This window comes from Microbulbifer maximicatervae (SeqCode) (assembly GCF_052467695.1).
The window spans coordinates 4,694,844-4,721,549 of sequence record NZ_CP174320.1; the positions used below are offsets into that span (position 1 = coordinate 4,694,844).

Below are 26,706 nucleotides of genomic sequence, written 5' to 3' on the forward strand. Positions count from 1 at the left end.
CCTTACTTCTCCAAAAGTGTAGAAATAATTTCCGTATAGATGCATTACTGGATAACTCAAAAGAAGGGCGCAGCTCTCGGAAACAACTAAAGCGCCATAACAAACAGGAGATAAAGGAGAGGGGGCACAAATTTTCCAGAAGGAAACTGAAAGGTAGCAACCAGATACAAAAAAGCCCTCACATGTGAGGGCTTTTTTGTATCTGGCGGACCGGACGGGACTCGAACCCGCGACCTCCGGCGTGACAGGCCGGCATTCTAACCAACTGAACTACCGGTCCTCGGTAGTAAACTTCCTCTAAGGAAGTTGGTGGGTGGTACAGGGGTCGAACCTGTGACCTACGGCTTGTAAGGCCGTCGCTCTCCCAACTGAGCTAACCACCCGGTGCTCTTTGCTATAGAGGCCGTGCCCCCTTGAGCGAGGCGCATATTACCCGACTGCAGATTTCTGTCAACAATTTTCGCGCCAAATAACCACGTCCGATTAATTTCCATCCGATTCGTCTGGTAATGAGACAGGGACCCCCCTCATTTCCGCGTCTTCAGTACTTGCCCCCTGCAAGACCTTACCCTGCCGGTAGTCTGGGTCTAACAGATGCCCAGCTATCTTCACTGGGATCCCCCTCGGTATCAGCTGCTCTTTTGGTCGGGCCAAGTCTTGCTCGTTGTAATTACACACACCGGTAGGGAATATTCTCTTTAGATCTGCCACACGACTGGAAATTTCCTCAGTGAATGGACCGTAGATCCCCTTCGCCAACGCCCGCTCAACCGGCTGTAGAGCGCACTTAAAGACATCATCGGTCACCGGTGCCCCCGCCACTTGCCTTGATGTACTATGAATCGGGTATACCCTCATACACTTCCCGGGAGCCTGGCTATTCCAAGGTCCATTCCAGACATTGTCTCCAGACGCCAGCAAATTTCCTTCCTTGTCAAAGCATCGATCATTGGCGTCATCCGGGCGGTTCTCCACTACACCTTTACCTGGGTTTTCAATGATGCTCTGCATCCAACGGTCAACTAAATCCAGCGCCTCATGCAGCGGGTTGTAGCCTTTGTCACTCATCCAAATCAGTTGATTCTCCGCATGTCCACGGGCACGCCGAATACGCCCGCGTGCAGAAAAAGAGGCAGAGCTGTGGTGCATATCAGGCTCTTTATCGAGGTAATGCCGCAAATCAATAATGGGGATCTCTACATCCCCCAGGAAAACGTGCCCGGAACGATATATTCCATTAATAGCCTCCAGACTTGCGCGGCTGCGCTTCGCCGGCTTTTGGAGTGTTCCCATATTGAGGTTTTGCTCGCTCCAAAGGGACAAGCGAACCGGAAACATATTCCCATTCATAAACCACAACTGCTCTTGGCTCTGGTCTTCTGGCACTTTCCAGCCACCTACAGCAGCATTGACACGTAAAAATGTATCTATATTGATTTCGCCGTTCACCAGGGCTTTCAGGCCGTACTGCACCCCCTCATTGTCCCAAGAACTATTTGCGTACCCTGATGCGTTTGCACCATAAAACTTGCGAAGGTCCTCCCAGTGCGTCCAATGCACTTTTGGGACAACCTCAGCAGCGAAACTCTTAGCAAAGTGAACAAAGTTAGGGTTATTAACCAACGGTACTAAGCCTCGCCACCCTTCGACGCATTCAGTGGTTCCCTGCATCCTATCTCGGTAGCGACTATCAAAAATCCCAGCAAAAAAGCTCAACACTCCAAATTTACTTGAACCATTCTCACTGGCAGCTAACCCCTGGATAACCGTGCGCTCCTCTGCTTTTTTCCAGCGCTGATTCTGCCTATCCACAATGTCAAAGAAGTACTCCAGTGGCTCACAGTCGAAGGCATAGATCGTTTGGGACACCATATCTGGGTAGGAATACAAGGGAATAGCGGCATCTAAGAGGCCCGGTGCATTCTGCGCAAATAGATACTGTTGGATCGCTCCACCAGACCCCCCGATGCCCACGGTGTACATTGGCTCCCCATATAACGATACAAATTGCTTTTTCACCCTACGAGCAGTGTCTTCTGCCAGCCACATGTTGTAGTGGTTTCTAGTCTGATTGGCGGTCGAATAGACAATCGCATAACCGCGCGCAAGTTCATCCATTCGCCGTGTGGTGATATCTCCTTTGTTGATTTTTCCCTGGCGCCCTCCAATGCCTACGCCACCACGGAACTGATAGATCAGCCGCTTATTCCAGTTACTACCACTTGGTCTACCTGCAGACTCACCCTCGCCCCTTAATACTGCTATTGCATAAAAGTGGCGGTTGATCGTGCCTGTCTCTACACGAACAATAAAATCAACCTGCTTCCCGTTTACCGTCACCTTATCGATATCATTTCTGGCCTCATGCATATAGTGAAACTGGCCATCAGTGGTACTACGGTAAAAATAGGTAACCTCTGTAGCATGACTGCAATCCCGACTATACCCAATAACCTCTTTCGTCTTCCTGCCCTTATCATTTAGTGCAAATATGGGCACCCCTTCCCCATCCTGATTGTCTACCAGGGGCTGCTTATTTGTAATATTGTTTTTCCCGCAATATAGAGGGTACCTGGCTGGGCCACTGAATAGCGTCTCTACAGGCCCCACCTCTCCCAAACCAATAGGAAATGGGAAATATTCAGGCGGGCGGGACATCATTCGGGGGTGAGGGCCGGAATAAGCTGCCGCAGGTTGATAGTCCAGCACCCCTTCAGGAACCTTCAACACCGGAGCATCTACGCTCCCATGGACTTTTGGCAGCTGGTTATACCCATACCAAGCTGCTGCCCCCAGGCCCACTAGCACCAAGAGCAAAATAGAGAGTATCCAGCCTCTCCTAACGGACATAAGCGCCTCCACAGGAAACATCACTTTCTGTACAGCTTGAGTATATGAACGGATGTCCCAGGCTACTGGCAGTTGGCGCCGAGGAAGACTTAAAGAGAGGCAGGACTTGTAGAGCGGTGCGCAGAAGCGCAAATATCTTTAGGACAAAAACAAAAAAAGGGGATCTAGTGATCCCCCTTTCGAAAGCAGTACCGCCTAGTCTTTAGCGATAATGCCTTTCTCTTGGAGAGTGGAGAGAATCACTTCTACTTCCTCTTCAAGAGTCATTTCAGCAGTATTCAGGTGCAATTCTGGTGAAACAGGTGCCTCATAGGGATCATCTATACCAGTAAAACCTTTGATCTCACCTGCGCGAGCTTTCTTATACAAGCCTTTGGGGTCGCGTGCCTCAGCCTCTTTCAGTGGGCAGTCTACGAACACTTCCATATACGGAAGATCTCCTGCTTCATGCATCTTTCTTACTAAATCACGATCTTCACGGTACGGACTGATAAAACTGGATAAAACAACCACGCCAGTATCCGCAAACAACTTGGAAATTTCGCCTACACGTCGGATATTTTCCTGGCGGTCCTCAGCTGAGAAGCCAAGGTTAGAATTGATGCCCAAGCGGATGTTATCGCCATCCAAACGGTAACTGAGCACGCCACGAGCAGCCAGTGCCTTCTCTACGGCAACAGCCACAGTGCTCTTACCAGAGCCCGAAAGGCCGGTGAACCAGAGAGTCACGCCTTTGTGGCCGAGGATACTCGCCCGGTTTTCGCGGGTCACATCACCCTCATGCCAATGGACATTGGTCGCTTTTTGCTCAACTGTAGCTGTCACTGATTACTCCAAGTCTTGAATACAATCCTAGTGTCACAGGTATCAAGCATTTCATTGCGCTCTGTGCCAATGCCTGCCTGTGATATGGGCGCTAATTATCGAGTATTTGGGCGGTAAGCGTAAAGCCCTCTGTTATAACGTGTCTATTCAACTCAAAGTCTTGAGTGCATAAGCAACAAAGTGGCATTGTTCTAATAGTGGGGCCGAATGGGCAAAATAACCCTATAGACAGGACTTTTTTGCTTGGAATCTGCTCCAGTGGTACTACTGCAGGCAGCATCATTTAAACCATTCTGCCACTACCATCCCTTCGTTACGCGAAGGCTGAGTGGGACATCAGATTGTTACACTAATCCATCTATAACTAGGTACTTCTATAAGCTATTGAGAGAAATAAAGAATCGAGCAAGAAGTATCACTAGTCACAAACGCTCGCAGCCAATACCCATCTACATATTTTGTAAATCTATAAATTCTCACCGGAGGTGCAAGCTCCTTTTGCTCGCTCCAATGAACAATATGCCGTTGAATTATCATCAGCTTAGGAGCCAAAAACAGGTAGGAAAATTTGGCAAGGAGGCTCCCATGCAATGCTACCCCCCTTAATCTCAAGCAAAGAAACTTAGGAGCATCACTACCCTTTTGGACTAGCTAGGCAAACTAAAGTAGACCATTCAAATCCATAGACAATTGATTATTACAGTTAACACAAAAAACTATTATTCCTTACAACCCGAATACAGTAAAATTACATGAGATTAGAATTAAACTTGTCACCTGTCGATAAAAAGCATCATTTAATTTCAAGTCATCGACACTCTCAATTTTTTCACACGAAGCGAATACCCCCCGACAACTGCGCAGGTTTTCTCATTCATCATATTTGCGGCCGGCTACCGAGTGACGCGCATTAATCTAGTTAAAAATACAGGTTCCATGGTAATCTGTGGGCCTAAATCGAAAAAAAACAGCCCTATATTTCTTAGGGTCTATAGCCAGTAAAGGAGGATGCTCAACGATGAGTAAAGGGGTTTTAAATAGATTTAAAATTCGCAAAGGAAAAATTTTTGAAGCCCCGCTAGAAGAGGCATTTGGTCGCCTGGTTACTCCTTTTGAGGAATTTATTCACCGCCAAAGCAGCAGTGGTATATTGCTAATGCTCTCTGCGCTTATCGCTTTGATTGTTGCTAACTCTCCTCTGCAAGAGGCCTACAAGCATCTACTTCATATGCCTATTGCGGTAGGTGCAGGAGACTGGACATTTTCCCTTTCCCTACATCACTGGATCAATGACGGCCTAATGGCCATCTTTTTCTTTCTAGTCGGCTTGGAATTAAAACGAGAGTTTCTTGTGGGAGAACTCTCAGATCTCCGTCAGGCAGTACTACCTGTGATGGCCGCTATCGGCGGTATGGTGGTGCCAGCCCTACTATACAGCTCCCTTAATTTAGGTACTGAAGCCGGTCCAGGCTGGGGTATCCCGATGGCAACAGACATTGCCTTTGCAGTAGGCTGTATTGCACTACTAGGTAACCGTGTACCACGAGCAGTAGTGACCTTTTTGGTCGCACTGGCGATCGTAGATGACTTAGGGGCAATTCTCGTTATTGCCATCTGGTACACAGAACAAGTAAACATGACAGCGCTCATCGCATCAGGTGGCCTGGTTGTTGTACTCGGGCTGCTCAATGCTGCGGGCATTCGCCGATCCGCAGCCTATGTCTTTGTTGGAGGTCTATTGTGGTACGGACTTCACTCAGCCGGTGTCCACGCTACTCTCGCTGGTGTCATTACCGCTATGGCATTACCTGCCAAGCCAAAATACGATCCTGTAGCATTTAGCACCTTCGTAAAAGATATCATTCGCAGCTTTGACCGCTGCTTCCGCCCAGGTGACAAGATTATCGCTAACGACGATTTACGAGCTCGCGTAATGGGCTTGGGTAATGGCGTGAACTTAGCCCAATCTCCGCTACAACGCATGGAGACTCGCCTGCATATTCCGGTCGGGTTTGTAGTGATACCTATCTTTGCACTGGCTAACGCGGGAATTCCGGTCGACAGCTTCAGCAGCTCCGAAGCAGTACTCAACCCGGTAACTCTTGGGGTTATCTTTGGCTTGGTAGTCGGAAAGTTACTTGGGATTGTAGGGGCCACTTGGGTAGGTTGGAAGCTAGGCTGGGGCCAATTACCCAAAGCGGCGAATTTCCAACATATTGTCGGTGTAGCATTGCTCGCAGGTATTGGGTTCACCATGTCCATTTTTATCGCAGAACTAGCATTTAGCTCACAAAATGAACTGCTTATTCAGGCGAAAGCCGGCATTCTGCTTGCATCGGTTATCGCTGGGACAGCTGGCTTTTTGGTACTGCGTAATGCTCCCGCCTCAGAAGACAATGAAGTCAAAAGCGAGGAGTCAGATTACCCGGCCCAAGCTACGTCCAACTAAACAGCAACATTCAAAGTAGGCCGGGCAAACTCCGGTTGCCCGGCCTACAAAAAGCGTCATCACGAATAAGGAACGAATAGAAGACAAACTTTGAGTCAACTATGTCCCTATAACTTAGATTCGAACCAAAGTTACATCACAATGTGCATAGTTCACTATGCTATTAGCGGTAGAACCAATCAGGGAACTCAAACCTTTCTTGGAGTGAGTTCCCAGAACTATCAGATCCACCTTCCTTTTTTCAGCTTCCTTACAGATAACCTCATAAGGCTTTCCCACTTTAAGGGCCCGATTTCTCTTGCTAACCCCAAAGTCTTCCGTAATCTCCTCAAACTTCGGAATTGCACTCTCTTTCAGCTCTTTTTGATAATCCTTGGGCAGGAAGCTATAAGGCAGTACATTTAAAACTACTAGCTTGCTATCAAATTTCTTAGATAATTCTACCGCTTTAGACAACACATGCCTCCCTTCTTGAGACGCTTCTATAGCGCAAAGGATAGTATTGTACATATTCCCCCTCCAGTATATTTGACTAATAACAACTGAACTTATAGAGCAACGATTCCACCACAGCTTAAATGAAAAGAGTTCGAAGCACAAAGAGGGAAAATTAAAAAATCAACCTAATACCACCTGTTATCTATTCAACCCGAACGGACTAAAGCCTCGATTACGGCACAACTCTCAAACAGCCATAGGAGGCCAGAAGTTATCATTTTCTTGACTAAACCTCCTGTAAGTTCTAAAAAAATTAAAGACCGAGAAGATATAAGCAACAAACGGATAGGGCACATCTGCGTCGCAAGCAAAAATTTATTACTATACGATGGACATCTTTATCCACGCAGATGATATCAATAGAAGAACTTTCAACTTCAGAAAAATGTATATCTAATAACATCTCATTTACAGCCCTAGCTCTCTTCTATTTTGGCACAAGTCTATCTCACAAAAAATCCATTACCAGAAGATATCAATTGCAGGGCTTTCTGTTATTTTTAAACTGTCAACTCATCGCTTTCAACAAGTCTCGCCCCTAGAGCTGATTGTATAACTTAAGGCAACTATGACATTACATTCCCAGCCCTACACCCAAAACAAAGCTTCATTTCAGAAGCCAATTGTTTCTCCAGCAGGATTTGCATTATAAAGCGCGGTGTCACTCAAAGGCCGAAAGAAACCTGATATGAAAGCCTCATGTTTAGCGGCTATAACTCTTTGTAAGCTGCCTCCGACCTAATTAGACATGCTAGAAAGTAAAAGGGTTCTTTTAATCTGCAGAATGGAAGTAGCAAAGATTCGACAAGGTAATTACAAATATCCCTATGGACTAGAAGACACTCCCAATCCCCTCTTAACTGTTTATGCGCGCAGTAATATTAGCTTACTTAAGTAGCTTGGCATTGCAATAATTGGATCCATAGATACGACAAAAATGGAATGAAATAGACTAAAAAATAGCCAACCATATTGCTGCTAGAAACACAGTGGGCTAACTCTAGGAATTGACACAGAAGCCCGTAGGGAACCCTAGCTCCTAAAGATGGAACAATTATAGTCTCACCTACGGATTGCATATTGTATATAGCAAACCCAATGCCGAATTATCGACTAGCAATGGAAGTATCAAAAAGTGGGGGCCTGTGGGTACCAGAGCACACCACCCGACAGCACTTTTTTGTAAGCCAGAATAGATTGCAGCTAGGCCTATCCCAACCCTCTCTAATTGTTGAATCTGAAGCTTCGGGAGGCTCAATGAAGTATGTAGATTTTTGCCTTCAGGCTAAACACAAACTCCTTGCATACTACTTTTTCCCATAAAGATCGATATCACCGTCTCCTAGAACCTTAAAAAGTCAATAAAGCACTGACTTTTTAAGGTTGAAATTATCAAGTTAACACTAACTTCATTATTCTTTTACAAGAAAATTATTGTACTCGGCAATTCTGACCCGCATCGAGGAAAATTACCGTTCCCCAGCACTCTCAAGTAGTTGATAAACTCGTCCAGGGAAATCACCAATAATCCCATCTACACCAAGGGATATACTGCGCTCAATGTCATCTATATCGTTAACGGTCCAGAGATCGACGGCCACGCCTTTACCCTGAAAAAAGCGAACATAGGGCTTAGTGGTAATACTGTATGGCAGTTGGGCAACTTCAAAGTCCGGTTTGAAAGCCCATCCAAAGCCTGAACTCCAGGCTAGACTGGCCTCTATAAGTTCACCGATTGTTGCGCTTGTTCTAATCTCTCCCTCACTGATATCACGAAAGTGTCCCATGGCTTTACTGTGCTGGCTGGCCACAGTAACTTGCTGCTCCATTCTATAATCAACAATTACTTGCCATAGTATTTCTGAGAGGACTCTGTCATTTGGTTTAATTTCAATATTAAATATAGCATTGGGGTAGCGCTCAAATAGCTCATTTAATGTTAAAAGGGCGAGTCCTTGGTTTCGGAATGGGTAACTATCACCATTATCTAGGGTAAACTCATATCCAGCATCCAATGCTTTTATTTCTCCCAAAGTCAAATCTTCTATTTTATCCGAGACACCTGCATTTTTTTTAAGGTCTGCATCGTGATTGATAATAATAAACTGATCTTTTGACAAATGTATATCCAACTCTAGAATATCTGCCCCCTGTTCCAATGCCATATCAAAAGCCAGGGTGGTACTTTGAGGGTACTCACCAGAAGCTCCTCTGTGAGCAAGGATATCAATAGCCAAAACCTTATTGTAAGCCATCATAGATAAAACCAGACAAGTAACAATCTTGAGCACGTTGTTCATTTAGAAGTTTCCTATGTTTTAAGAGAAGAGCTATTGCTCAGACACAAACAAAAGCCAATCCAAAATAGATATTACAGAGAAATAGTATTAGGTATAATATTTCTCTCACATACAAAGCACGAATTGACTCATTTAACCTATTTAAACTATATAAAAGATACAAAAGTAACTCTTACAGCCTTCAAGGCTCTTTTTGTTCACGTATACCCAACCAAAGAATCAACCATTAAAGCACTTAAATCTGATTGATAACCCACTCTAAATGCACCCATCTATTTTAAGCAATATCATACATTTAAATATTAAGTACCAATGCACAAATCTAGAAAATATCGCCACCAAATTCATTAACTAAACAAAGCCTCCATTATCAATTAAGGACATATCGATCAAGCTTCTAGGTTGGAAATTCTATCCTTTAAACTAAAACAATATATTTAGATCAAGCCAGGAAGGTTAAGAGCGGTCGAGAGGACCTGAAAATCCTCCCCCTTCATCTATACAGGCAGGAAAAAATAAAAATATATCGAACAATATAAAGCCTAGAGCAATTTAGACCTATTATTCTTATGCAAACATGTTGCAGATCACGACAAAAACTCTCCTCAAAATGCAAATGCATGTAATGGTTAAGCTTCTATACATAAACAAAAGGGTTAAATTAGAGTGCATGGTTAGCATGTATGTTTTATAAAAGATAAAACATACTTTTAGCCGGGAAATTAGCTAACCGCGCTTCGGCGTATTTAGCCGACAGCAACTACCTAAGGTTACCGACTCGGAGCCCAGATTTATAAATTTGGAGAATCCCATGGAAAGATACGCATTATTTACAGGTACTTATAACTTACTTATGGGTGGAATAAAGGACTTCAAGCGATCATTTCACAATGAGGAAGACGCCTACAAAGAGATAGAACAGATTGCCAAAACTGATCAATTTACTCACTGGGCACAGATATTCGACAAGAGAACTGATAAGGCAAGAATTTTTAATATTATCGATGGAAATGTGATTGAGAGTGAAATCAATGACTACCCGAAACAATCTGCCAAATCAATGATGAAGGCTGTAACTGAGTTTTGTTAAATAGTATTCAGCCAGCTTGTGAGCCCGCGTAAAGTAGGCTCGCAAACCCTCGCACATTTATTAGCAGTATCGAATATCAGATACCTATGTGGCTATTCAGTAAATAAAGAAGTTCTTACTTTCCAGCAATACTTGTGCGCTATCAATTCTGCGGGTATCGCTACCCAAAATTACGAATAGCAGCAAGTATAAAGAAGAAATTACTCCGATCTTAAAGCTACTCATATAATTCGGAAGGATAACTTCGACACAGGAGTATCCAAGCTTATAAAAATTTATAGCACTAGTAGTTAAACTGTGCTGACCATAGGTGTATCTCGATGAAGCGGAAATTTCATGAAGAACCACTTACATGTACTAATTCAATATTAACCTGAAATACCCTATAAAAAGGAGGTGTTTATCGGTTTTGCTGCTGGAACCTAGACCTAAAACCAAAGATAAACCCGATGATCCATACTAATAATCGCATTATCAAACAAAAAATCCAAAGCTCAATCCAGTAAAATAACTCGGCAATATATCCAAAGCTGACACGATTCTGGATGTATCGAGAGACTCTTTGTACACCGTTTCAACTCGCGGCGTAGACACAGCCATTGAAAAAACAGCCTTGACTTATGCCCTCCTCTAGGAGCCCCCCCCGACAGATTCGAGTCTTCAGTGAACTGCGTAAACGCAGTTCACTTGTCTGTCCTCGTGGCGTTCGAAGCATTTGACTAAGATCAGACTAAAAAAATTTTAAACTTAGATTAAAAGAACTTGGGGCTAAGGTGGAGAAGGGACTCACCCTCAACGAGCCACAAGTGAAGGCTTTGGAGCGAAAGCAGCATAGAAACAGCGGTTAGAAGTTTCTATTTGAAGTTGGATAACCAGCTTGCCTCCAAGCTACTCATAAAAAACCTTCACGTCGTATGACAAAAGGGAGTAGGATCAGTTGAACTTCTTCCCAGCCTCTCTCTTGACAAAAAATTCTATCTACTACTCTTCATGTTGTGGTCAACTCCAGCCGGACACTTCTTTAAGCACATTCCTCAAATTCGATAGGGGCTAGATCTCCCAGTGTTGTATGTATTCTGCGTGAGTTGTAATAAGCAATATAGGCTCTTACATCTGCTACCGCATCCTCCCTTGTCGGATAGAGGTTTCCCGTTAACCACTCCCGCTTCAGGCTGCTGAAGAAACGTTCAGTCGGTGCGTTGTCCCAACAATTTCCCTTACGGCTCATTGAACACACCATCCCCTGCTGACTCAATAACATTTGGTAGGTATGGCTGGCATACTGACTGCCACGATCAGAGTGATGCAGGAGACCTTTTGGGGGCGTACGCAAATTGACAGCCATCATCAACGCACGAGTTACCAGGGCCGTTTCCATCTTGCGATCTAGATGCCAACCAACAATCCGGCGCGAATAGAGATCAATCACTACCTCCAAGTACAGCCAGCCCTGCGAAGTCCAAATATATGTAATATCAGTCGTCCAAACTTGATTTTTAGCACTCGGTGAGAACTCCCTATTCAGAAGGTTCTCTGCGACAGGCAGGTGATGTTTACTGTCTGTCGTCAGTGTAAATCGCTTCTTGCGCTTTACTGCCAAGCCTAGCTTTTTCATGAGCTTGCGGACTCGATAGCGCCCGACTTCAAAGCCTTCTTTACGTAACAGCTTCATTAACCGACGACTTCCGAGACTCTGTCTAGATTCTGCAAATAGGGCCTTCAAACGATGGCATAGTTGCCATGTTTGAGCATCTATTGAGCTATTACCACGGCAACACCAATCGTAATAACCAGACTTACTTACCTGCATTACCCGGCAGAGCACCCTAACAGGAAAGCTGCCTTGCTGTTTTTCAATAAAGCTGTACTTTATTTCATTTCTTTCGCAAAGAAGGCGCTGGCCTTTTTTAGGATTTCTTTCTCCATCCGCAACTGCTTATTTTCACATCGTAATCGCTCTAATTCTGCGCGCTCACCTACATCCAACCTCACACCGTCTTCTTCCTGCTTCAGTTCCTTTATCCAGCGTCGCAGGTTATTGGCTGTTGTTCCTACAGCCTCTGCTGCTTTAGAAATTGAATACCCTTGCTCAGAGACTAGCGCTACGGCGTCTTTCTTAAATTCCGGCTTGAAATGCCGACGTGTACCTTTTGTTGTCATACTTCACCTCGCTTGGTAGTTTTACCATCTTAGCGAAGTGTCCGGAAGGATTAGACCACTACATCACTACCTCCCACCGTACCCAAAAGCTCTATGATCGGCCACAGTATACCCACCTAACGCATATTTGAATCTTTTTAACGAGATACCGAGAAACAAAGCTTTAATATAGATTAAGGCCCAAATTACCACACCAAGACAGAAGCGAAAAAATCCGCATAGGCGAGTTTGTAAGTCCTTAATAAACAAGGAAGAATCTGGGGTGGCCGACGGGGATCGAACCCGCGACCTCAGGAGCCACAATCAGATATAAAAACGTATAATAATCATAGAGTTACAATCACCTATGCGTAAATGGTAAGGCAGCTCACACCTCCTACAACCCCGTGATTACTCAGCTACTCAATTTTTTGCACACGTAGAAACTGTATGGCTACACAGTAACTAGGCTGTAATCACCGTCAGTTGATCCCACTCAGTTGTATAGGCCGGAGAGCGATGCTTCTGCCGCATCTTCCATTTCTTCTGGATACCTTCAGCCCACAGTCCCCCGGCCAAACTTGCGGTTGATGCTATCGATGGCTTGCATAGTCTCCCTGGCCCTTGCCGATTGGCCTAGCGTGAATAGATCACCCAGCCCTAGCGCACGGGATAATCCCAACAAGCTCTACTCCTGCTTTCATAATGCGGCACCCTGACTGGTACAGGCCAGCAACAGCTTTACTCACCAGCCGCACGATTATTCACGTATTGTCGTAGGGTATAGTGTCTGCACAATTGTGCTGCGACTTTAGTAGTTGGGCTCATGGAGCGAAGTATGCGAAATACATGACCTGATAGAGCAAACCGAAACTTATACAAAGTGGTAGGAAAGGATCTTAAACCTAACAAGTTCCTACCTCTAAAGATAAATAACGGAAAATGGGAATGGTGGCCGGTTGGCGTGAATATCCAAATTAAATAGTGACAACGGAACAGGAACAGGAATCGTCGAATAAATTTTGCGTTTCCAATTGCTATAGATATTGAGCGAGTAAATACATAGTATGTTGTCTCATTGACTTGAAAATATAAGCTCATCAGCCACTAAAATCTTAGTGTTTTAGGTATCAATAAAGACCCAACATTTTACTTAATGGAGCTATTTATGCCTAAGGTTAGAAAACTTGGTACACAAATGCTGCGAGGAAATAGTAGTAATTTCTATATTCGTTGTGACGACGACTTGGACGACCAAGGTGTAGATGAATACAGGTGCGATGAGTACCCTCATATCCATGTCGTAACCGATGGACCGACACAATGGAACAATATTATATATATTGGGATAACTTTTGGTGGGAGTCGAGTAAACATTGATATTTTCAAAAATGGATCTTATGTAAAAAAAATCGATGAAACAATAAAGGAAACAAAAAAACACTGTAAGAAAATATCTGTTGAAAGGGTACAACCACTAGCTTGCTACCTTCACAACTACGCCTTTTCGGTTGTACATCAATAACCTTTAATCTTGAAATTCTTTTGATCTATAAAAAAAATAGAGAAAAAGAGCCAACACAATCGTCACACTATACTTCACCTATGCACGTGGCCATAGTTAAGAATAATGCTTCCAGACTTACTAGAAAAAAACTTAAATATAGTCATATGCGGTACAGCTGCAGGAACGAGATCAGCAAAAGCCGGTCAGTATTATGCTGGCCAGGGCAACCAATTGTGGAAGGTTCTGTATTCTACAGGGCTAACCAATATTCTTTTGTGTCCCGATCAATTCAACAAGCTTCTTGAATACCAGATAGGTCTAACTGACTTAGTAAAATCGCAATCTGGAATGGATCAGAAAATCAACTTTGGCGAGGTCGACCTTGCAAACTTTAAATCAAAAATTAACCATTTTAATCCCAAATTACTCTGCTTCAACGGAAAGAAGGCAGCTAAGTTTTTTTTCAATAGGAAAAAAATTGAGTATGGGATTCAATCAACCAAGCTAGGAACAACTACTTGCTTTGTTGCACCCTCTACCAGTGCCATAGCAAAGCGGTGGTGGGACGTTTCAAAATGGGAGGAACTGGCCACATTATAAGTGCAAATTCACCTATCTTAAGCATGCCACCACAAAACAAACCCAGCTTTAGGTGGCAAGCTCTTAGATCCATTCTCTGGCAAGCCAGTCAAAGTCACCACCCGAGGCAAATCAGCCCACTGCGTTGTATAAGCCGGTGAGCGATGCTCTTGCCGCATCTTCCACTTCTTGTTGATATCTTCAGCTCCCAGAAACAAGGTGCCCCACCAAACCTCTGGTTAATCTGATCGATGGCCTACATGGTCTCGCCTGATCGTATTGGCTGGCCTGCTGTGAACATATCACCTTGGCCCAGTGAGAGAGGGGTAAGCTCTACCAGCCCTACCCCGGTTTTCAGGAACCTATGCCCCTGCTGGAACAATTCTGAAATTGCACACCTGACAAGCTGCTTTATTAACCGTGTGTCATCCGTTGGGTATGGGGGGATGCTCTACGATGCTCAGGCACACTGAACTCCTTATAACTGCTAGTCTTTTCTCTGTCTTATGTTACCTAAAGCCAGTTATTTGTCAGAAAAATGGTTAACTATTGTTCGCCACTTGCCAACTTAGTCTTAGTGTCCTTCAATGGCTGAGTCACTATCAGAAAGACAATATAGACCAACCAGGAAAAGAAAAAAACCCCGAAGAACCAGCCCACTTTTGCTCCACCATGAGAGCGACTGGAAATAAGTACATGCACTATTGGCACTATAAAAAACAATATTACGATCAATTGCCAGATACTAATTCCACCAAATCCCATAGCGGCCTCCTAGCCTAGTATTGTTATCCAGTAATGAATGCATAACTTACCCCACTCTGTTAAATCAGGCCATAGACCGACCCATCAAATTCAAAGCAATTGTTACACCACAAAATCAACCTGGTACTCCTGTAATGTCACACCCCCGAAAATGGCACCGGTGTGTCACACTATAAGCCCCAGTATCTTAACAAGTGTATGAACTGAGTAAGGTTCTTCTTTAAAATGAGACGATCGTTCAATTTTATGATGAATGAACATCATGCAGTTTTTTTGCAGAGAAAGATTCTACGGCTAAAGCGTGCCGCTTTTTATTGGTGAAGGTTACTGGAGCCCGGGAGAATTGAACCTGCAGCTCATGGCGGGTGCTCTGGCAGTCTCGGTCAGTATCAGACCAGCATGGAAGCCATTCGTGGCGGTCGTATTCGTTGGTACTGGCTTAAGCCTCGAAACAACCAGACGAGCAGTAGTTAAGAGTTAGGCGCATGGTAACCCCTCTATACTGTTTAGAGGGGTCACACAAAGTGCATCGTGATAGAGCAAATACAGATGATCACATCGCAGTGATGAATATATGCGTATTACCTTGTAATTTACCGCAAGCGCATTCGATCACGCCGAATTTTCCAGAAGCTTGTACTTTGCCAACCAGTTTTCTTGAGATAGCTCTGGATCAATTTTCTTATTAACCAGTAATAGTTGATCACGTAAAAATTCGGGGCTCCAGGTTTGAGAAATAGCAGCTTCAATATCCCCTTCGGTATGCGCCCTCACTAGTATATGATCGAAATGCACTAGCCCCTCAAATAGAAACGTGTGCCGCCCTTCAACCTCACCGTATTCGGCTTCCCAGCAAAATTCAGCGCTTTTTCCATCAAAGCTTTTCACTGTCATGCGATTATTTTCTAAATCCCAAAAATCATTTCCCCAAAATGCATCCCACGAGCTTGGCTTTTGAAGATTGAAGCAATAGGGTTTTGAATTTTTCACTAACGGAAGATGTTTGATCTCACGCTCATCTTCTGACAGAAAACACAAACTACAACTTGGCGCTAAAGCACCATCCTCACCCGAATTTTTGCCAACTGTAATTTCAAAATCGTATGTTACGCTGACCATGGCATCGTCACACCACTCTCCAGTCTGGATGTTCACACGTTCAGACCAAAGAAATATACTAAGGCTGGCGCTCTCTATTGGAATTCGTTGTTTATCAATACTTATGAAGCACACATTATTTCTTTACTAAAATTCATGATTCGTAAGAGATCTTACCATCATACAGAATATAATCCTGCCTCCTCAGTACTTGCGCGGCTGTTAACCAGTGATTGCACAACTGTTCGTTCTGTTTTTCAAGGCAGCAAGGGCTTAAGATGTTATACCTAAAAAGAATTGTAAAGCCTGAGATATCCAATGTTTAGTAATATCGAGAATACAGAAAATTTAAGCTAAAAGCACGAAAATCCGCTTTATCTGGGCCAGGCGGCTGGCGCTGGGCGCTTGACTGCTTGGGGGATAATCGACCTAAAAATAATACCTTAGTTTAGGCTAAGCATAGAAACACGGCTGATTTACCCAAAAACGGGCCAACACCCGTCGATGAAATTTAAAAAGGCTGGGTATATAGAATTAAAAACCAGATTATTTATGTATAGCGACAATAAATATTAATATAGGCGCCATACTGCCTAATGCCCACATAAACAACCAATAAAAGGGATGCAAAGTTATGGCTTGGGTAAAGGGAACAGGAGTAAATCAAAGCGGAAAAACAGTCAGTGTCAGTGGCAAAAGTGGTTGGAGTTCCAGTCTAATGCGCAACTTCAACGGGTTATGCCAGTCAGGGGCACCCGGCATACAAGAGGATGCTAAGACCTTTGACGCTTAGCTAAATTGGATCGAAAGAAATAATAATAGAGAGGGTAGGTCGCCTTTTTTCTGCGCAGAAGCCAATGCCGTTATTCAGCTTCTTTTGCAAAGAGTTCGGTTATCTGATATGACGATTAATGCGGAACATGCCCGCCATGGTAGCCATAGAGTCCATATCTGTCGCAACTGTATGCAATGGCTTTATGATGGCAGTCCCGTCGGGCCTGACGGGTACTACGCTGAACTAAGGGAAGCTCAAGAGGCTTCACAACGTAGAGCCGAAGAAGCTGCACAACGTGCAGCCCAAAGGGATAGAGTGGCCAGTGGTCAGGATCTGGATGCAATTGAGTGGCCCGCCCTGGGTTCCCTGCGGTAGCCTCGCCTTATGGCGGCTATGTCTTTACAGGCCGCCATACCTCCCCGAAATGCATTTCACAAAAACCCGGCAATCCGGGTGTCTGTAAAAAACCACTTTCAGGAAAACTGTTAAACATTTTTTCCGTAATGCTGGGCGAACTTCTATCCATTAAAAAGTTATTCCGGAAAACGGATTCTTGACTGTTTTTTTGGGAGGGGGATTGATCGGAAAATAATACCTAAGTTTAGGCTAGGCATAGAAATGCGGCTGATTTACCCACAACAGTCGAGCAACCAGCTTACAGTTATCTTGCCAATAACCCTTCTCTCAGCCATGAGCCTCTGCAACGCAATACGGATCAGTAGGAGGTTGTGAAATCACTTTTAGCTAAGCTATTTTTTGAGGTCTCACCAACGACAGCTCTTGCTCACCCTCTCGGTATCGCCAATTATGTAACCTGAATAGGAGAGCTGGGGCAAAATAGCGTCCCAGCTTGCCAGCAGCTTAAAACTTAGTCAGCACTCTTTGTAAAATACAGACTATCTTTCACTCGATTACCGGTGTTTGGATCAGCTACATACCAAATTAGCTCATAATCCCCAGCTTCGAACCAAGCAGGTATGTTTAGATAATTTCTAGTGTAATCTTTCGCCTCAGAATAATTTAACACTACATCCCTTGACTTATGAATGGGATAATTATCCCCGTTGGGTAGAGTGAGTACACTCCATTGCTCAAGTGTAACCAGCGATTTCGAAGAATCTAAATTACGAATATTCGCATCATAATTGACTCTTTCTCCGTAGGAGGGAACTAAAAATTCAGCAGGTTCGTCAAGTACAATCGCCAACTGAATGTCAGAGACATCACCCTCTACAACCAATTCAAAATCCCAGAAATCTACATAACCACCGGATACATGATACGTAAACTCACCTTCTCCATCGAGAAAATTCTTTGCCAAGACACTATTTTCATCCCCACAGAAATTTATGCTTTTTTGAAGCTGTGGTACAGGGTTGGGGTTTTCCGGTGTTGGAGCATCTATACTCTTAGCAAGCATCTGCGCATACACTACAAAATTAGGCAAAGTGAAAGGCCCTGTAGGTTCACTTTGAGTTGAATAAGATACTGATGTAGCAGTTCCATTATCAACCTTACCACTAATACAAACTTCATTAATGGCATCGAATTGATAATCAACATCTAAATTTACTGCATGTTTGATTCCATCTTCCATCCTAAAGGGGAACGGTTCACCTAGGTCTATTTTTGTACTAATTGTCTCTGCTTGGACCAATGCCGATATGCAGATTAATGTGATACCAGCGATAGAATTTTTCAACACATCCCTGTGCAGAGGGGAATTTGTAGTCATTTTTTCAAAATTAAAATCCATTACATACATTATGAAACACAACTTAATTCAGACAGTTTTTTGAGTTGAATCTTGGTAAAGTAAAACCAGTTCCTTGACAATAAAGTATTTACCAAATGTCTTGGTAGTTTTAATCTGAGAGAAAATTTTATCGGTTTGCCAAGCTAAAACTGCCCGAAGCATTGTATTTTACCTTTTCACATTCCTACAATATTTTTTTCTCTCTAGCCGTACCAGGTCCAATAAAAACTAAAGGCGACCCTACTAATTAATCTGGTTATCCTAATAAATATTTTCACCCGAATAAAAATTGCGTAAACACTTCAGTCAAGTTTATGCCTACACCCCCGACAACCATCAGCAATAACTCCGGGCGGTTAGTCGCTAACTGTTTTAGTCACCCGCTAGGGATCGCCATAGCCGCAATAGAGCTATGCACAGCAAGCCGATTGGCCACTTCAACAATACAGTCAGACACTAAACCTGCGGCCACATCAACAGCGCTCACGGTCTGGCCAGAATCCGTGGTTAACGTCTTAGTAGTGACATAAACCGTATCCATATAATCGCCAGCCGTATCAATCTTCACATTATTCTGGCTATCAATTACGGCAATAACGCACTTGAGCACGGCCACAGCCCAGGCTTCGGCGTTCGCGGGCTCTGTTTTTTGAGTAATGGTTGCTCGCACAATAGTTCCGGCGCTATGACCGTCATCGATGGTGTAAGCAAACAGCCAAGCCTCAAGGCTATCAATAGTTTTCGGTGAAAAGCTGGGCACTGTACTCTCCTCAAGGTTTATAGATTGCGTTATGGGTCGCGATGGTTAGGTCTGATTTACGGCCGGCGAAAAACATACGATTGCCAAAGTCGGGCTTTAGTACCCAGCGTACACCGAGCTTTTGCAGCTCAGAAACCACAGACACTTGGGCGGAGCCATTGCTAAGTACGTACACCGGCTTGCCTAGCATTCCTGAGGTATACGCTATGGAGCCGTCCGGTAAATCCATAAGGGTAGACTTTGACTGCCATATCTCGGCACCTTCGGGAGTGCGCAGGCTATAACACTCTTCCTCGCCTTCACCCATTGCACTCAGTGGAAACTCACCGCGTTCGCCAGTATACATATCAATACACTCGACCAAATCTCCTGGTTGCAGGTCTCGCACATACCGGCCATCCGGTAATACGGTCTCGTAGTCCACGCAATAAGGGTTGGTAGGGGTTTTCGTGCTCCCACCGTCCGAGGGAGTGGTGACTGTTCCTACCGGTCGGCGTGCTCTTTCTGCTGCTAGCTTTGAGATATCAGTGACCGCGTAATAGGTTGAGCTACCACCTAAGTAACCTTCATCATCAGCGTAGATGTAGTAGGTGCTTGAGAAATTCAGACCGGTGATTGACCCACTATTATAATTAACAGTAAAGCCTGCATACTGAACCGTATGCGCAGAGATTGAGATTTTCGCAGAGGAACCATCATCAGAAGCTGCGAGAACTGTGCTGCTAGTTGGCAGGCTTGCAATGCTGCTCATGTTCTGCGGCAAGCCGCGCTGGTCAAACACAATTCCGGTTTCAGGGTCGGTATAATTTCCGCTTGGTCTGGAATAATCGCTTGGCTCTGTTTGATTCCCTATCGCCGCCTCTATCATTAAGCAGTCAAAACGCAGATATTCCCCTGCATTTAAATTGATTGCGGCCACACGCAAATAGGAATATCCGGTACCAATTGCTGTAACGATCCAGGTTTTTCGAGTTCCAAAAGAGTTGCCGTAAGCCACATAGGAGCTAAGACCAAGGTTAGAGTTATCATCGGCCCCTCGAAGTTCGAAGCGCACATCAATCTCCTGGGATTCTGTACGACTCCAAGCGGAGACAATGTAAGTTTTGCCTTCCTCCACTGCAAAAACCTTCTGGCCTTCATAATGTCGAAAATTAAACCACATCCCTTCGCCAGCTGAACCAGTAAAGCCGGCATGTAAGCAGCGCGGATTTGGCGGACTGGTGACGGTGGCGATCGATAAGCTATAACGCGCACTGCCGTGGAATAGCGGCAGGGCATAGCCCGAAAATAACGACAAACTTGCCGGGAGTAAGTTGGTGCCCTTTCCTGCTAATAGCGCCCCTTCTGCTGCCCGCTCTGAAATCTTATTCAACAATATCCGGCGAGTTCCGTCGGCATATTTCCAGTTGCTATCGAAAATAGTGCGACTGACTGAGGTATCATCCTGGCGACTATCCCATGCCGGCACCAATCCCTTCAGGTAACTAGTCAGCGCCGTTAAGGCATTCGTAAATGCTGCACGCTCCGCATCGAGCGCAGTGCCGAAATTACTGGCCAGCGTATCTAATTCGGTTTGCTCATTGACCAACTGGTTATATTCGCGGATCAGCTGCAGCTTTTCCTTCTTGTGAAGTACACCACCGGCAGAGATATTGCCGAGATCTTCAAGCCCAGCCTCTGCGTCCTGCGCAGCTTCTTCTGCTGCATCTAGCGCGGCTTGAAGACCTGGGTCGAGTGCAGGATCTCCATGATCCGGGTAAGCAATACGGGATTTGGGCACAAACAGCAGGCGCACAGCGTTGGTACCTAGACAGGTGCTCCCCAACCCTGCGCGCCCGGGACTATCCGGACTATCGCCATAGCAGGCAATGATTTTGCTATTGGTAAGCACCGGCATCGGGTTATCAGTGCCGTCCACTAAAAGAACAACTCCACCCGGTGCACCGCCGCCACCGCTTCCACCATAGTCTCCAGGAGTGCCGGATAACTTTGTGCCTTGATCGCCATCTTCGCCAGAGTTATCTATTTTGCCGCTAACACCAAGTGCTATGCCGCGAGCAATAACCACTATCCCCGCACCACCATCGCCACCTTCTCCCCCTATTCCGCTGTATGCATAAACCCTGTCCCCGGATTGGTAGTAGTAAGAAGCCCCACCCTTTGCACCACCGCTTCCCCGCAGGTCATCGGGAATACCCTGTAAATCACCACCATAGTTTTCAATATTGAACTGCGGTATTACTTTGTTGCGGCCGGTAACCACTTGGCCACGGCAAGCCTTTGAAGCCTAGCTAGAATAAGGATCTTTGCCCGATAACTTACCCGAACCACCGCAACAAGAGCCTAAAAACCCTGCATTGCTAGTACTTGGAACTCCGCGCAGTTCCCCCTCAATCTGCAAAACACCGCGAACATGCATCTCAACATTGTCACTAACAGCAAGGGTTCGCCCTGCTGGAGTTGTGAGGTCGCCGGTATGGAAATAAATCACTCGGCTGCTAGTGTCACCAGTTAATAGACCGTCGGCACTTAATAAACCGCTGGTATCAATGCTGAGGCCAGCAGCCGCCATTGCGGTGCCCTTACTCTCATACCACTCATCTGGCAGTTCGGCACTGGTGCTCTCGGATTGATCCGCAACCATGCCGGCAGGTTGGTAGCTTCCGAACAGGTCAACACTGACCGCGCCCGTCACTTGGTTAATACTGACTCTCTGAACCTCCATAGCCCGATCTAAGCTGTATTCATCCATCCCTAAAGCAGGAAGTAGCCGGATGTAATCCAGCTCATAGCTATAGTCTGCAGTGTGGTCATGGCCAATATCGATGCGGATTAGCTCGATATCACCGCCGGTCCAGTCGTCCTCCTGGGATAGATCCAATACAAATTCTTGCCACTCATCTTTAACACTGTTCATCCGCTCGATAAGATCGAGCATTTCATCCGCGCCCGCTGAAAAATAACTGCTACTTCCGGTGTGTTTGAAAAACAGTTTACTGCCTGTACCTGCAGCGATCGGCTCATCACTGGTGCGACGAATGCGCAACTTTATATAGGGCAGATCCACACCAGGAAAAGTGGGGGAGAAACTGCGGCTAATCCAGGGATTCTCCCCAACGACATTAACCGCCAGTACTCCATCATCCACAATGGAGGTGGTAATACCATCACGAGGTATCCAGCCCTCGTTATCACTGGTGAAGTTAAATTCATAGGGGCGATCCCCTCGAATCGAGTGATCGCGCAGCTGGGGTAAACTCACCAGCACTATATCCCCTACTTCCAGGTCATTCTTACTTGGGAGTAGGCCTAGGCGCAGGCTCAATGGAGGGCCGGCAAAGCGATCCCTAAGCGCATCAAAAGTGTTTTTAATCGTAGTGTAGGTGTGGCGTGAATTATGGAGCCCTCTAAATGCCAAGGTATGCTGTTTTGCCTCACCATGAACAGCGATTGAATCAGCATCAAGTACGTGGTTTGTACGCAGATACTTGCCATCAAATCCAGGCTGCTCAAACCAACTCCATTCAACAGAAAATACATTCCGCACACCTGCCAAGCTATATTTCAGCTCACCAAGGCTGGTAACATCATCAGGACCAATTGTCGCTACACTTCCAGAGTCGGCGAGTACTCCAGCCATACGACGAAACCCCAACTGGCCGGCAGCATTAACTGGCATAAATGCACCGAGCAGCAGATTGATTTCAGTCTCGATAAACTTCTTGCCATCCGTTTCTTCGAGTCCGTCGAATCTTAAAATCTTACCTTTGGAGTGGTCGCTGGGTTTATACCAGTCTGAACCTATATTTTCGAATTGATCGAGGACCACATAGTTAGGATCTATCCCTAGATGCCAATTGCTGGGCAGTGCATCATCGGTACCTAAGATAGCGCCAGTAAGGAGCGCATACGCCAGCTGAGGGCCTGGACCTTCCAGGTAGACAAATTCTTCTACTTCTACCCCGCTTTCATCATCGCTGTCTTCTGGGAGTATATGGTCACGAGCATAAGTACCGAACAGGCCTCGACTACAGCCAGTAAAACTACTATCAGTTTACCGGTAGCCCGAACAATTTCGAAACCATCCTAATATTTAATTTTCAGGTAATGAACTGATTGATTTGGGGCATCGCCATAGGCTGAAGTGTGCGGGTTTGGTTCGAAGCTGCTTGCATCGTAAACCTGTAGAGTAACGTCAGATTTAGAGAAGTCAGCAGCTAAGCGCGTACTGTTAAGTACAAAAATATCACTGCGCATTTCCCGCTGAATATCCCGGCAACGCACACGGTAAATACCGTTCGTGTAAGAAATAGACTCCTCAGCAATCTGAGTCTGCTCAAGCCTAAAATCCTCCCAGGCAAGGCCAGCAAAACCTTGATATAAGCGGACTGTACATCCCTTAATACCGCGCCCCTGCTCCAGCTCATCACGCAGTACATAGAATAACTGAGCGGCAATATCGACTACTTCAAAGGAGATTGCTCCTATCTGTGCTAACCCCTGCTCTGGAATAATTTTTTGCTGGTGGAACTGCACTTCTTTAAGGTCCCAAGAATCGCATTGGCAGGAAGCCCGGGAATATCCGTATGACTACTGATATAGAGCGGCATGTCATAGCCAATCTCAATCACCAATCGCAATTGCCGCTGCGGAGCCTGGTTATGCAAATCAAATATTTCAGTGTTGTTACGCATAATTAAGCAATCACTTGAACCGTGGTAAACGAGAAGATAAAGCGACCATCTTTCTGCCGCTTTTCTTTGAAGGATTTAAATTTGAACTGCACTTGTTGGGGGGCATCAGCAAGCGCTGACGTCCCGTAAGCATCGAAAGTAAAGAACTCACCGAATGCGCAGCTTCTTTTAAACTCACGCCAACGCACTAACTCTGCGCTAGTAAGTTTGAGAGGCACTGTCTGGCAAACATATTCCTCTTCAATACGATAGACCGTGTACCCGCTTTGCCCACTGAGCGCTTTATGTTCTTTACCTTCAAGTCGGTCACTGCTGTCATAGCACTTCAGTTTGGCTTCAATCTGGAAATCACTACCATCACCAACTAGTGAGCGAGTTGGAGTGTATTGAGTCAGCATGAGCTACTCCTTTATCCAGTAAGCTCTAGAGCTTGACGGCTGTTTTTATCGAACAGCACCAGTTCTCCCTCATTCATCTTGGTTTGAATTTCTTCTATAAATCGTTCACTGCTATCGCCAACGACATCTCCCTGAATCTGGATAATCACTTGAGAAGCAGGCTGTTGAGCTTCCCCTTCGACTACCTCATCAATACCAGACACACCGGGGCTCTCCACGGCTGAACCCGTTGTGCTAATACTGGGTGCGGTAGCACCGCCTGAAACTCCGCTGGGCGCCTGTAAGTCAGACAGCATTCCAGCGATTTGAATGCCCTGACCAATAGCACCGGGAATCATGGGAATATTTTGCGGGTATCCAATTTCAGAGGCTTTTGCGATATTTTTAACAAGGGAAACCCCAGTAGAGAAAACAGCCATTGCCATCTCTGTCTTTGCCGCTTTTTGGTTATAGGCTGCTGCTGCAGAAAGTACTTGGCTGGCTCCAGAAACAAACAATTGAAGTCTGCTTTTGTTGGAGGCCTGCTCAAGCTTCTCGCGCTGTTTTCGATGTTGGTTTTCTAAAAGGGTGAGATTGCGCTCATAGGTATCGTGCGCAATTAACTTGCTGGCAAAGGCTTGATCCAGCAGGGCCATCTCTTCATCCTGTTGGACTTGTAGCTGCTCCATTTCGGTAAGCCAGGAGAGCTGTAAAGTCTCCAAGCGGGCAACCATGCGCTGGCGCTCTGCTTCCGTTAGACCATCCTCACCGATCTGGCCCTCTTCGCCTTCACCATTGGCTGTGCGCGCCTGCTCTTCTGCCAGGGCCATTTGGAATCGCTCTTTCTCACGATCAGCGTACTCCGTGCGTAGCGCTTCAATGGATTCAAATCCCCGCCTGGTAAGCTCTTCCTCAGCAACTTGCAACCCAGCGATTTGTTGGAGCCGCTGTTCATGATCCAGCTTTATTTTGCCTTGTTGATTAGCTAGGAACTGATCCAGCTGTATTAATTGAGCAGTGCCCGCCTCCTCTGCCATTGCGCGCTGTTGGGCTATACGATCACGCTCAGATTGCTCCCTCGCGGCTACTGCGGCTTCTTCAGCTTTTCTCTCTTCATCCTGCCGCTTTTTCTGCGCGGCTATTTGTTCACTCTGTAGCTCGGCAAGTTGGCCGCGTATCATTTCAGATCTGTTGCGATGGATTTCGACCTGAACCTGAATGCCTTCGGCTTCTGCCTTGGCCAGCATTTGCTGATGCCACACATACTGGTTATGCAGTTCAGCAAATTGTGTACGCTGTTTTTCCTCATCAGTAGGCGCGAGTCCGCGCCGCAGGGTATCCACGGCGCCGGTTAACTTATTAATACCGGATGTCGCAATACCGGTGGAGCTCGCAGTTTCACTCAGCCCCTCCAGAAACTCCTGCCAGGACTGCGCCAGGGAATCCGTAGCACCGGTGAGACCACCCGCTTCAGCAGCACCGGCACCGCCCACCTGCTGCTCAAGCTTTAACAGAATCATGCGCTGAGCTTCGGCGACACGTCCCGATTGCTCCAGAATCCTGATCTGCTCCTTTTCTGCAGCCGTGAAACTGACCCCGGCACGCTTCAGTGCGGTGATTCCGGTTGAGGGTTCCTCTAACGCTTTACCTAACTGAAGTGCCGCATTCTTTGCATCGCCTCCCATCACCGCTGCCATATCCTGGCTGAGACGAATAGCATCATCGAATACCGGACCTTGAACACCTTTAAAGGTGAGCAATATGCCCTGGGCTTCACGGATACCAGTAACACTAGCCAGGGTTGCGCGGGCCACTGAACGGGCTTGTTCATCCAGCTGCTCTGCAGTTCGACCACTAGCACTACCGGTCGCCTTCAGCAGTGCCTCAATCTTGAGTTGACCCCGCTCCATTTCTTCACCAGCGCGGATACTTTTGTACATCACGGCTGTGACACCAGCGATCGCGACACCAAAGGACGCCCACGCCAAATTCCCACTAGTCAGCAACCCATTAAGCGCACCGACTCGACCAGAAACACCGCCCAAGGGACCATCGATAGCGGCGACACCCTGTACAGCCCCTCGCATGGAGCGGCCGAACATATCCCCCGCTGCACTGGTCGACTTCACTTCTCGGGTTAGCTTTTTATTGCGTGCAGAAGCTTGGTCCATCTCCCGCTTATATTGAGTGGAGCGCAGCTCCAAGTTGGCCACCATCGTAGCCATGGATGTTTGTTTAGCCATT

General features: G+C 45.8%; 20 protein-coding genes, 2 tRNA genes and 1 pseudogene. 6 read left to right on the plus strand and 17 right to left on the minus strand.

Annotation, left to right across the window (positions count from 1 at the left end; translation table 11 throughout):
- Window positions 1-203: 203 nt before the first annotated feature.
- The 4 genes from ACJJI8_RS20545 to cysC form a co-directional block, all read right to left on the minus strand.
- Window positions 204-280 (minus strand) — tRNA-Asp (locus ACJJI8_RS20545).
- Window positions 281-307: 27 nt separating this feature from the next.
- Window positions 308-383, minus strand: a tRNA-Val gene (locus ACJJI8_RS20550).
- 100 nt (window positions 384-483) lie between these two features.
- On the minus strand, window positions 484-2,850 hold the full coding sequence (locus ACJJI8_RS20555) for a DUF6351 family protein (RefSeq protein ID WP_444933556.1): 2,367 nt from the start codon (window positions 2,848-2,850) through the stop codon (window positions 484-486).
- 195 nt (window positions 2,851-3,045) lie between these two features.
- Window positions 3,046-3,675 carry an adenylyl-sulfate kinase gene (gene cysC / locus ACJJI8_RS20560; RefSeq protein WP_282932285.1) on the minus strand — a complete coding sequence of 210 codons (630 nt, stop codon included), beginning with the start codon at window positions 3,673-3,675 and terminating at the stop codon, window positions 3,046-3,048.
- Window positions 3,676-4,693: 1,018 nt separating this feature from the next.
- Between cysC and nhaA the strand changes: the two genes are divergently transcribed.
- Entirely contained in the window at window positions 4,694-6,124 is a 1,431-nt protein-coding gene (gene nhaA, locus ACJJI8_RS20565; protein WP_444933557.1) for a Na+/H+ antiporter NhaA, read from the plus strand.
- Between the two features lie 114 nt (window positions 6,125-6,238).
- Here nhaA and ACJJI8_RS20570 read toward each other — a convergent pair whose 3' ends face one another.
- A complete protein-coding gene (locus tag ACJJI8_RS20570) occupies window positions 6,239-6,634 on the minus strand; it encodes a universal stress protein (RefSeq protein ID WP_444933558.1) in 396 nt (131 codons plus the stop codon).
- A gap of 1,086 nt (window positions 6,635-7,720) precedes the next feature.
- On the opposite strand from ACJJI8_RS20570, the gene ACJJI8_RS20575 reads away from it, so the two are divergent.
- Window positions 7,721-7,945 (plus strand): DNA-processing protein DprA, encoded by a 225-nt coding sequence (locus tag ACJJI8_RS20575; RefSeq protein WP_444933559.1) that lies wholly within the window; start codon window positions 7,721-7,723, stop codon window positions 7,943-7,945.
- Window positions 7,946-8,091: 146 nt separating this feature from the next.
- Here ACJJI8_RS20575 and ACJJI8_RS20580 read toward each other — a convergent pair whose 3' ends face one another.
- The gene (locus ACJJI8_RS20580; RefSeq protein ID WP_444933560.1) at window positions 8,092-8,922 is read right to left on the minus strand and encodes a glycerophosphodiester phosphodiesterase family protein; all 831 of its coding nucleotides are present in this window, start codon (window positions 8,920-8,922) and stop codon (window positions 8,092-8,094) included.
- An 811-nt stretch (window positions 8,923-9,733) separates the two neighbouring features.
- Between ACJJI8_RS20580 and ACJJI8_RS20585 the strand changes: the two genes are divergently transcribed.
- Entirely contained in the window at window positions 9,734-10,012 is a 279-nt protein-coding gene (locus ACJJI8_RS20585) for a hypothetical protein (protein ID WP_444933561.1), read from the plus strand.
- A gap of 1,021 nt (window positions 10,013-11,033) precedes the next feature.
- On the opposite strand, the gene ACJJI8_RS20590 is transcribed toward ACJJI8_RS20585, so the two are convergent.
- Both ACJJI8_RS20590 and ACJJI8_RS20595 read right to left on the minus strand, forming a co-directional pair.
- Window positions 11,034-12,172 (minus strand): IS3 family transposase gene (locus tag ACJJI8_RS20590; RefSeq protein ID WP_444933562.1). Its coding sequence is split into 2 segments (ribosomal slippage): window positions 11,034-11,923 and window positions 11,923-12,172, totalling 1,140 coding nucleotides; the frame shifts between segments, so codons are not numbered across the junction.
- Window positions 12,173-12,616: 444 nt separating this feature from the next.
- A pseudogene (locus tag ACJJI8_RS20595) lies at window positions 12,617-12,761 on the minus strand (DUF4113 domain-containing protein).
- Window positions 12,762-13,319: 558 nt separating this feature from the next.
- On the opposite strand from ACJJI8_RS20595, the gene ACJJI8_RS20600 reads away from it, so the two are divergent.
- Together ACJJI8_RS20600 and ACJJI8_RS20605 are read left to right on the plus strand one after the other, a co-directional pair.
- Window positions 13,320-13,676: a hypothetical protein gene (locus ACJJI8_RS20600; RefSeq protein WP_444933563.1), complete on the plus strand. Its 357-nt coding sequence runs from the start codon at window positions 13,320-13,322 to the stop codon at window positions 13,674-13,676.
- 105 nt (window positions 13,677-13,781) lie between these two features.
- Window positions 13,782-14,258, plus strand: coding sequence for a mismatch-specific DNA-glycosylase (locus ACJJI8_RS20605; protein ID WP_444933564.1), 477 nt, complete (start codon window positions 13,782-13,784; stop codon window positions 14,256-14,258).
- Window positions 14,259-14,275: 17 nt separating this feature from the next.
- On the opposite strand, the gene ACJJI8_RS20610 is transcribed toward ACJJI8_RS20605, so the two are convergent.
- A complete protein-coding gene (locus tag ACJJI8_RS20610) occupies window positions 14,276-14,416 on the minus strand; it encodes a DUF4113 domain-containing protein (protein ID WP_444935185.1) in 141 nt (46 codons plus the stop codon).
- Between the two features lie 1,198 nt (window positions 14,417-15,614).
- Window positions 15,615-16,157 carry a hypothetical protein gene (locus ACJJI8_RS20615; protein WP_444933565.1) on the minus strand — a complete coding sequence of 181 codons (543 nt, stop codon included), beginning with the start codon at window positions 16,155-16,157 and terminating at the stop codon, window positions 15,615-15,617.
- A gap of 844 nt (window positions 16,158-17,001) precedes the next feature.
- Between ACJJI8_RS20615 and ACJJI8_RS20620 the strand changes: the two genes are divergently transcribed.
- Complete coding sequence (locus ACJJI8_RS20620) at window positions 17,002-17,250, plus strand: hypothetical protein (protein ID WP_444933566.1); 249 nt, start codon at window positions 17,002-17,004, stop codon at window positions 17,248-17,250.
- A gap of 493 nt (window positions 17,251-17,743) precedes the next feature.
- Here the strand turns inward: ACJJI8_RS20620 and ACJJI8_RS20625 are convergent, their stop codons facing one another.
- The 7 genes from ACJJI8_RS20625 to ACJJI8_RS20655 all read right to left on the minus strand — a co-directional run bounded on the left by ACJJI8_RS20625 (window position 17,744) and on the right by ACJJI8_RS20655 (window position 26,705).
- Window positions 17,744-18,640, minus strand: a complete 897-nt coding sequence (locus ACJJI8_RS20625) for an RbmA family biofilm matrix protein (RefSeq protein WP_444933567.1) — start codon at window positions 18,638-18,640, stop codon at window positions 17,744-17,746.
- Window positions 18,641-19,007: 367 nt separating this feature from the next.
- The gene (locus ACJJI8_RS20630; protein WP_444933568.1) at window positions 19,008-19,391 is read right to left on the minus strand and encodes a hypothetical protein; all 384 of its coding nucleotides are present in this window, start codon (window positions 19,389-19,391) and stop codon (window positions 19,008-19,010) included.
- A 10-nt stretch (window positions 19,392-19,401) separates the two neighbouring features.
- Window positions 19,402-21,654: a Hint domain-containing protein gene (locus tag ACJJI8_RS20635; protein ID WP_444933569.1), complete on the minus strand. Its 2,253-nt coding sequence runs from the start codon at window positions 21,652-21,654 to the stop codon at window positions 19,402-19,404.
- A gap of 24 nt (window positions 21,655-21,678) precedes the next feature.
- Window positions 21,679-23,220 (minus strand): hypothetical protein, encoded by a 1,542-nt coding sequence (locus ACJJI8_RS20640; protein WP_444933570.1) that lies wholly within the window; start codon window positions 23,218-23,220, stop codon window positions 21,679-21,681.
- A gap of 257 nt (window positions 23,221-23,477) precedes the next feature.
- A complete protein-coding gene (locus ACJJI8_RS20645; protein WP_444933571.1) occupies window positions 23,478-23,927 on the minus strand; it encodes a hypothetical protein in 450 nt (149 codons plus the stop codon).
- A 160-nt stretch (window positions 23,928-24,087) separates the two neighbouring features.
- A complete protein-coding gene (locus ACJJI8_RS20650; protein ID WP_444933572.1) occupies window positions 24,088-24,483 on the minus strand; it encodes a hypothetical protein in 396 nt (131 codons plus the stop codon).
- A gap of 11 nt (window positions 24,484-24,494) precedes the next feature.
- Window positions 24,495-26,705, minus strand: coding sequence for a phage tail length tape measure family protein (locus ACJJI8_RS20655; protein ID WP_444933573.1), 2,211 nt, complete (start codon window positions 26,703-26,705; stop codon window positions 24,495-24,497).
- Between the last annotated feature and the right edge of the window lies 1 nt (window position 26,706).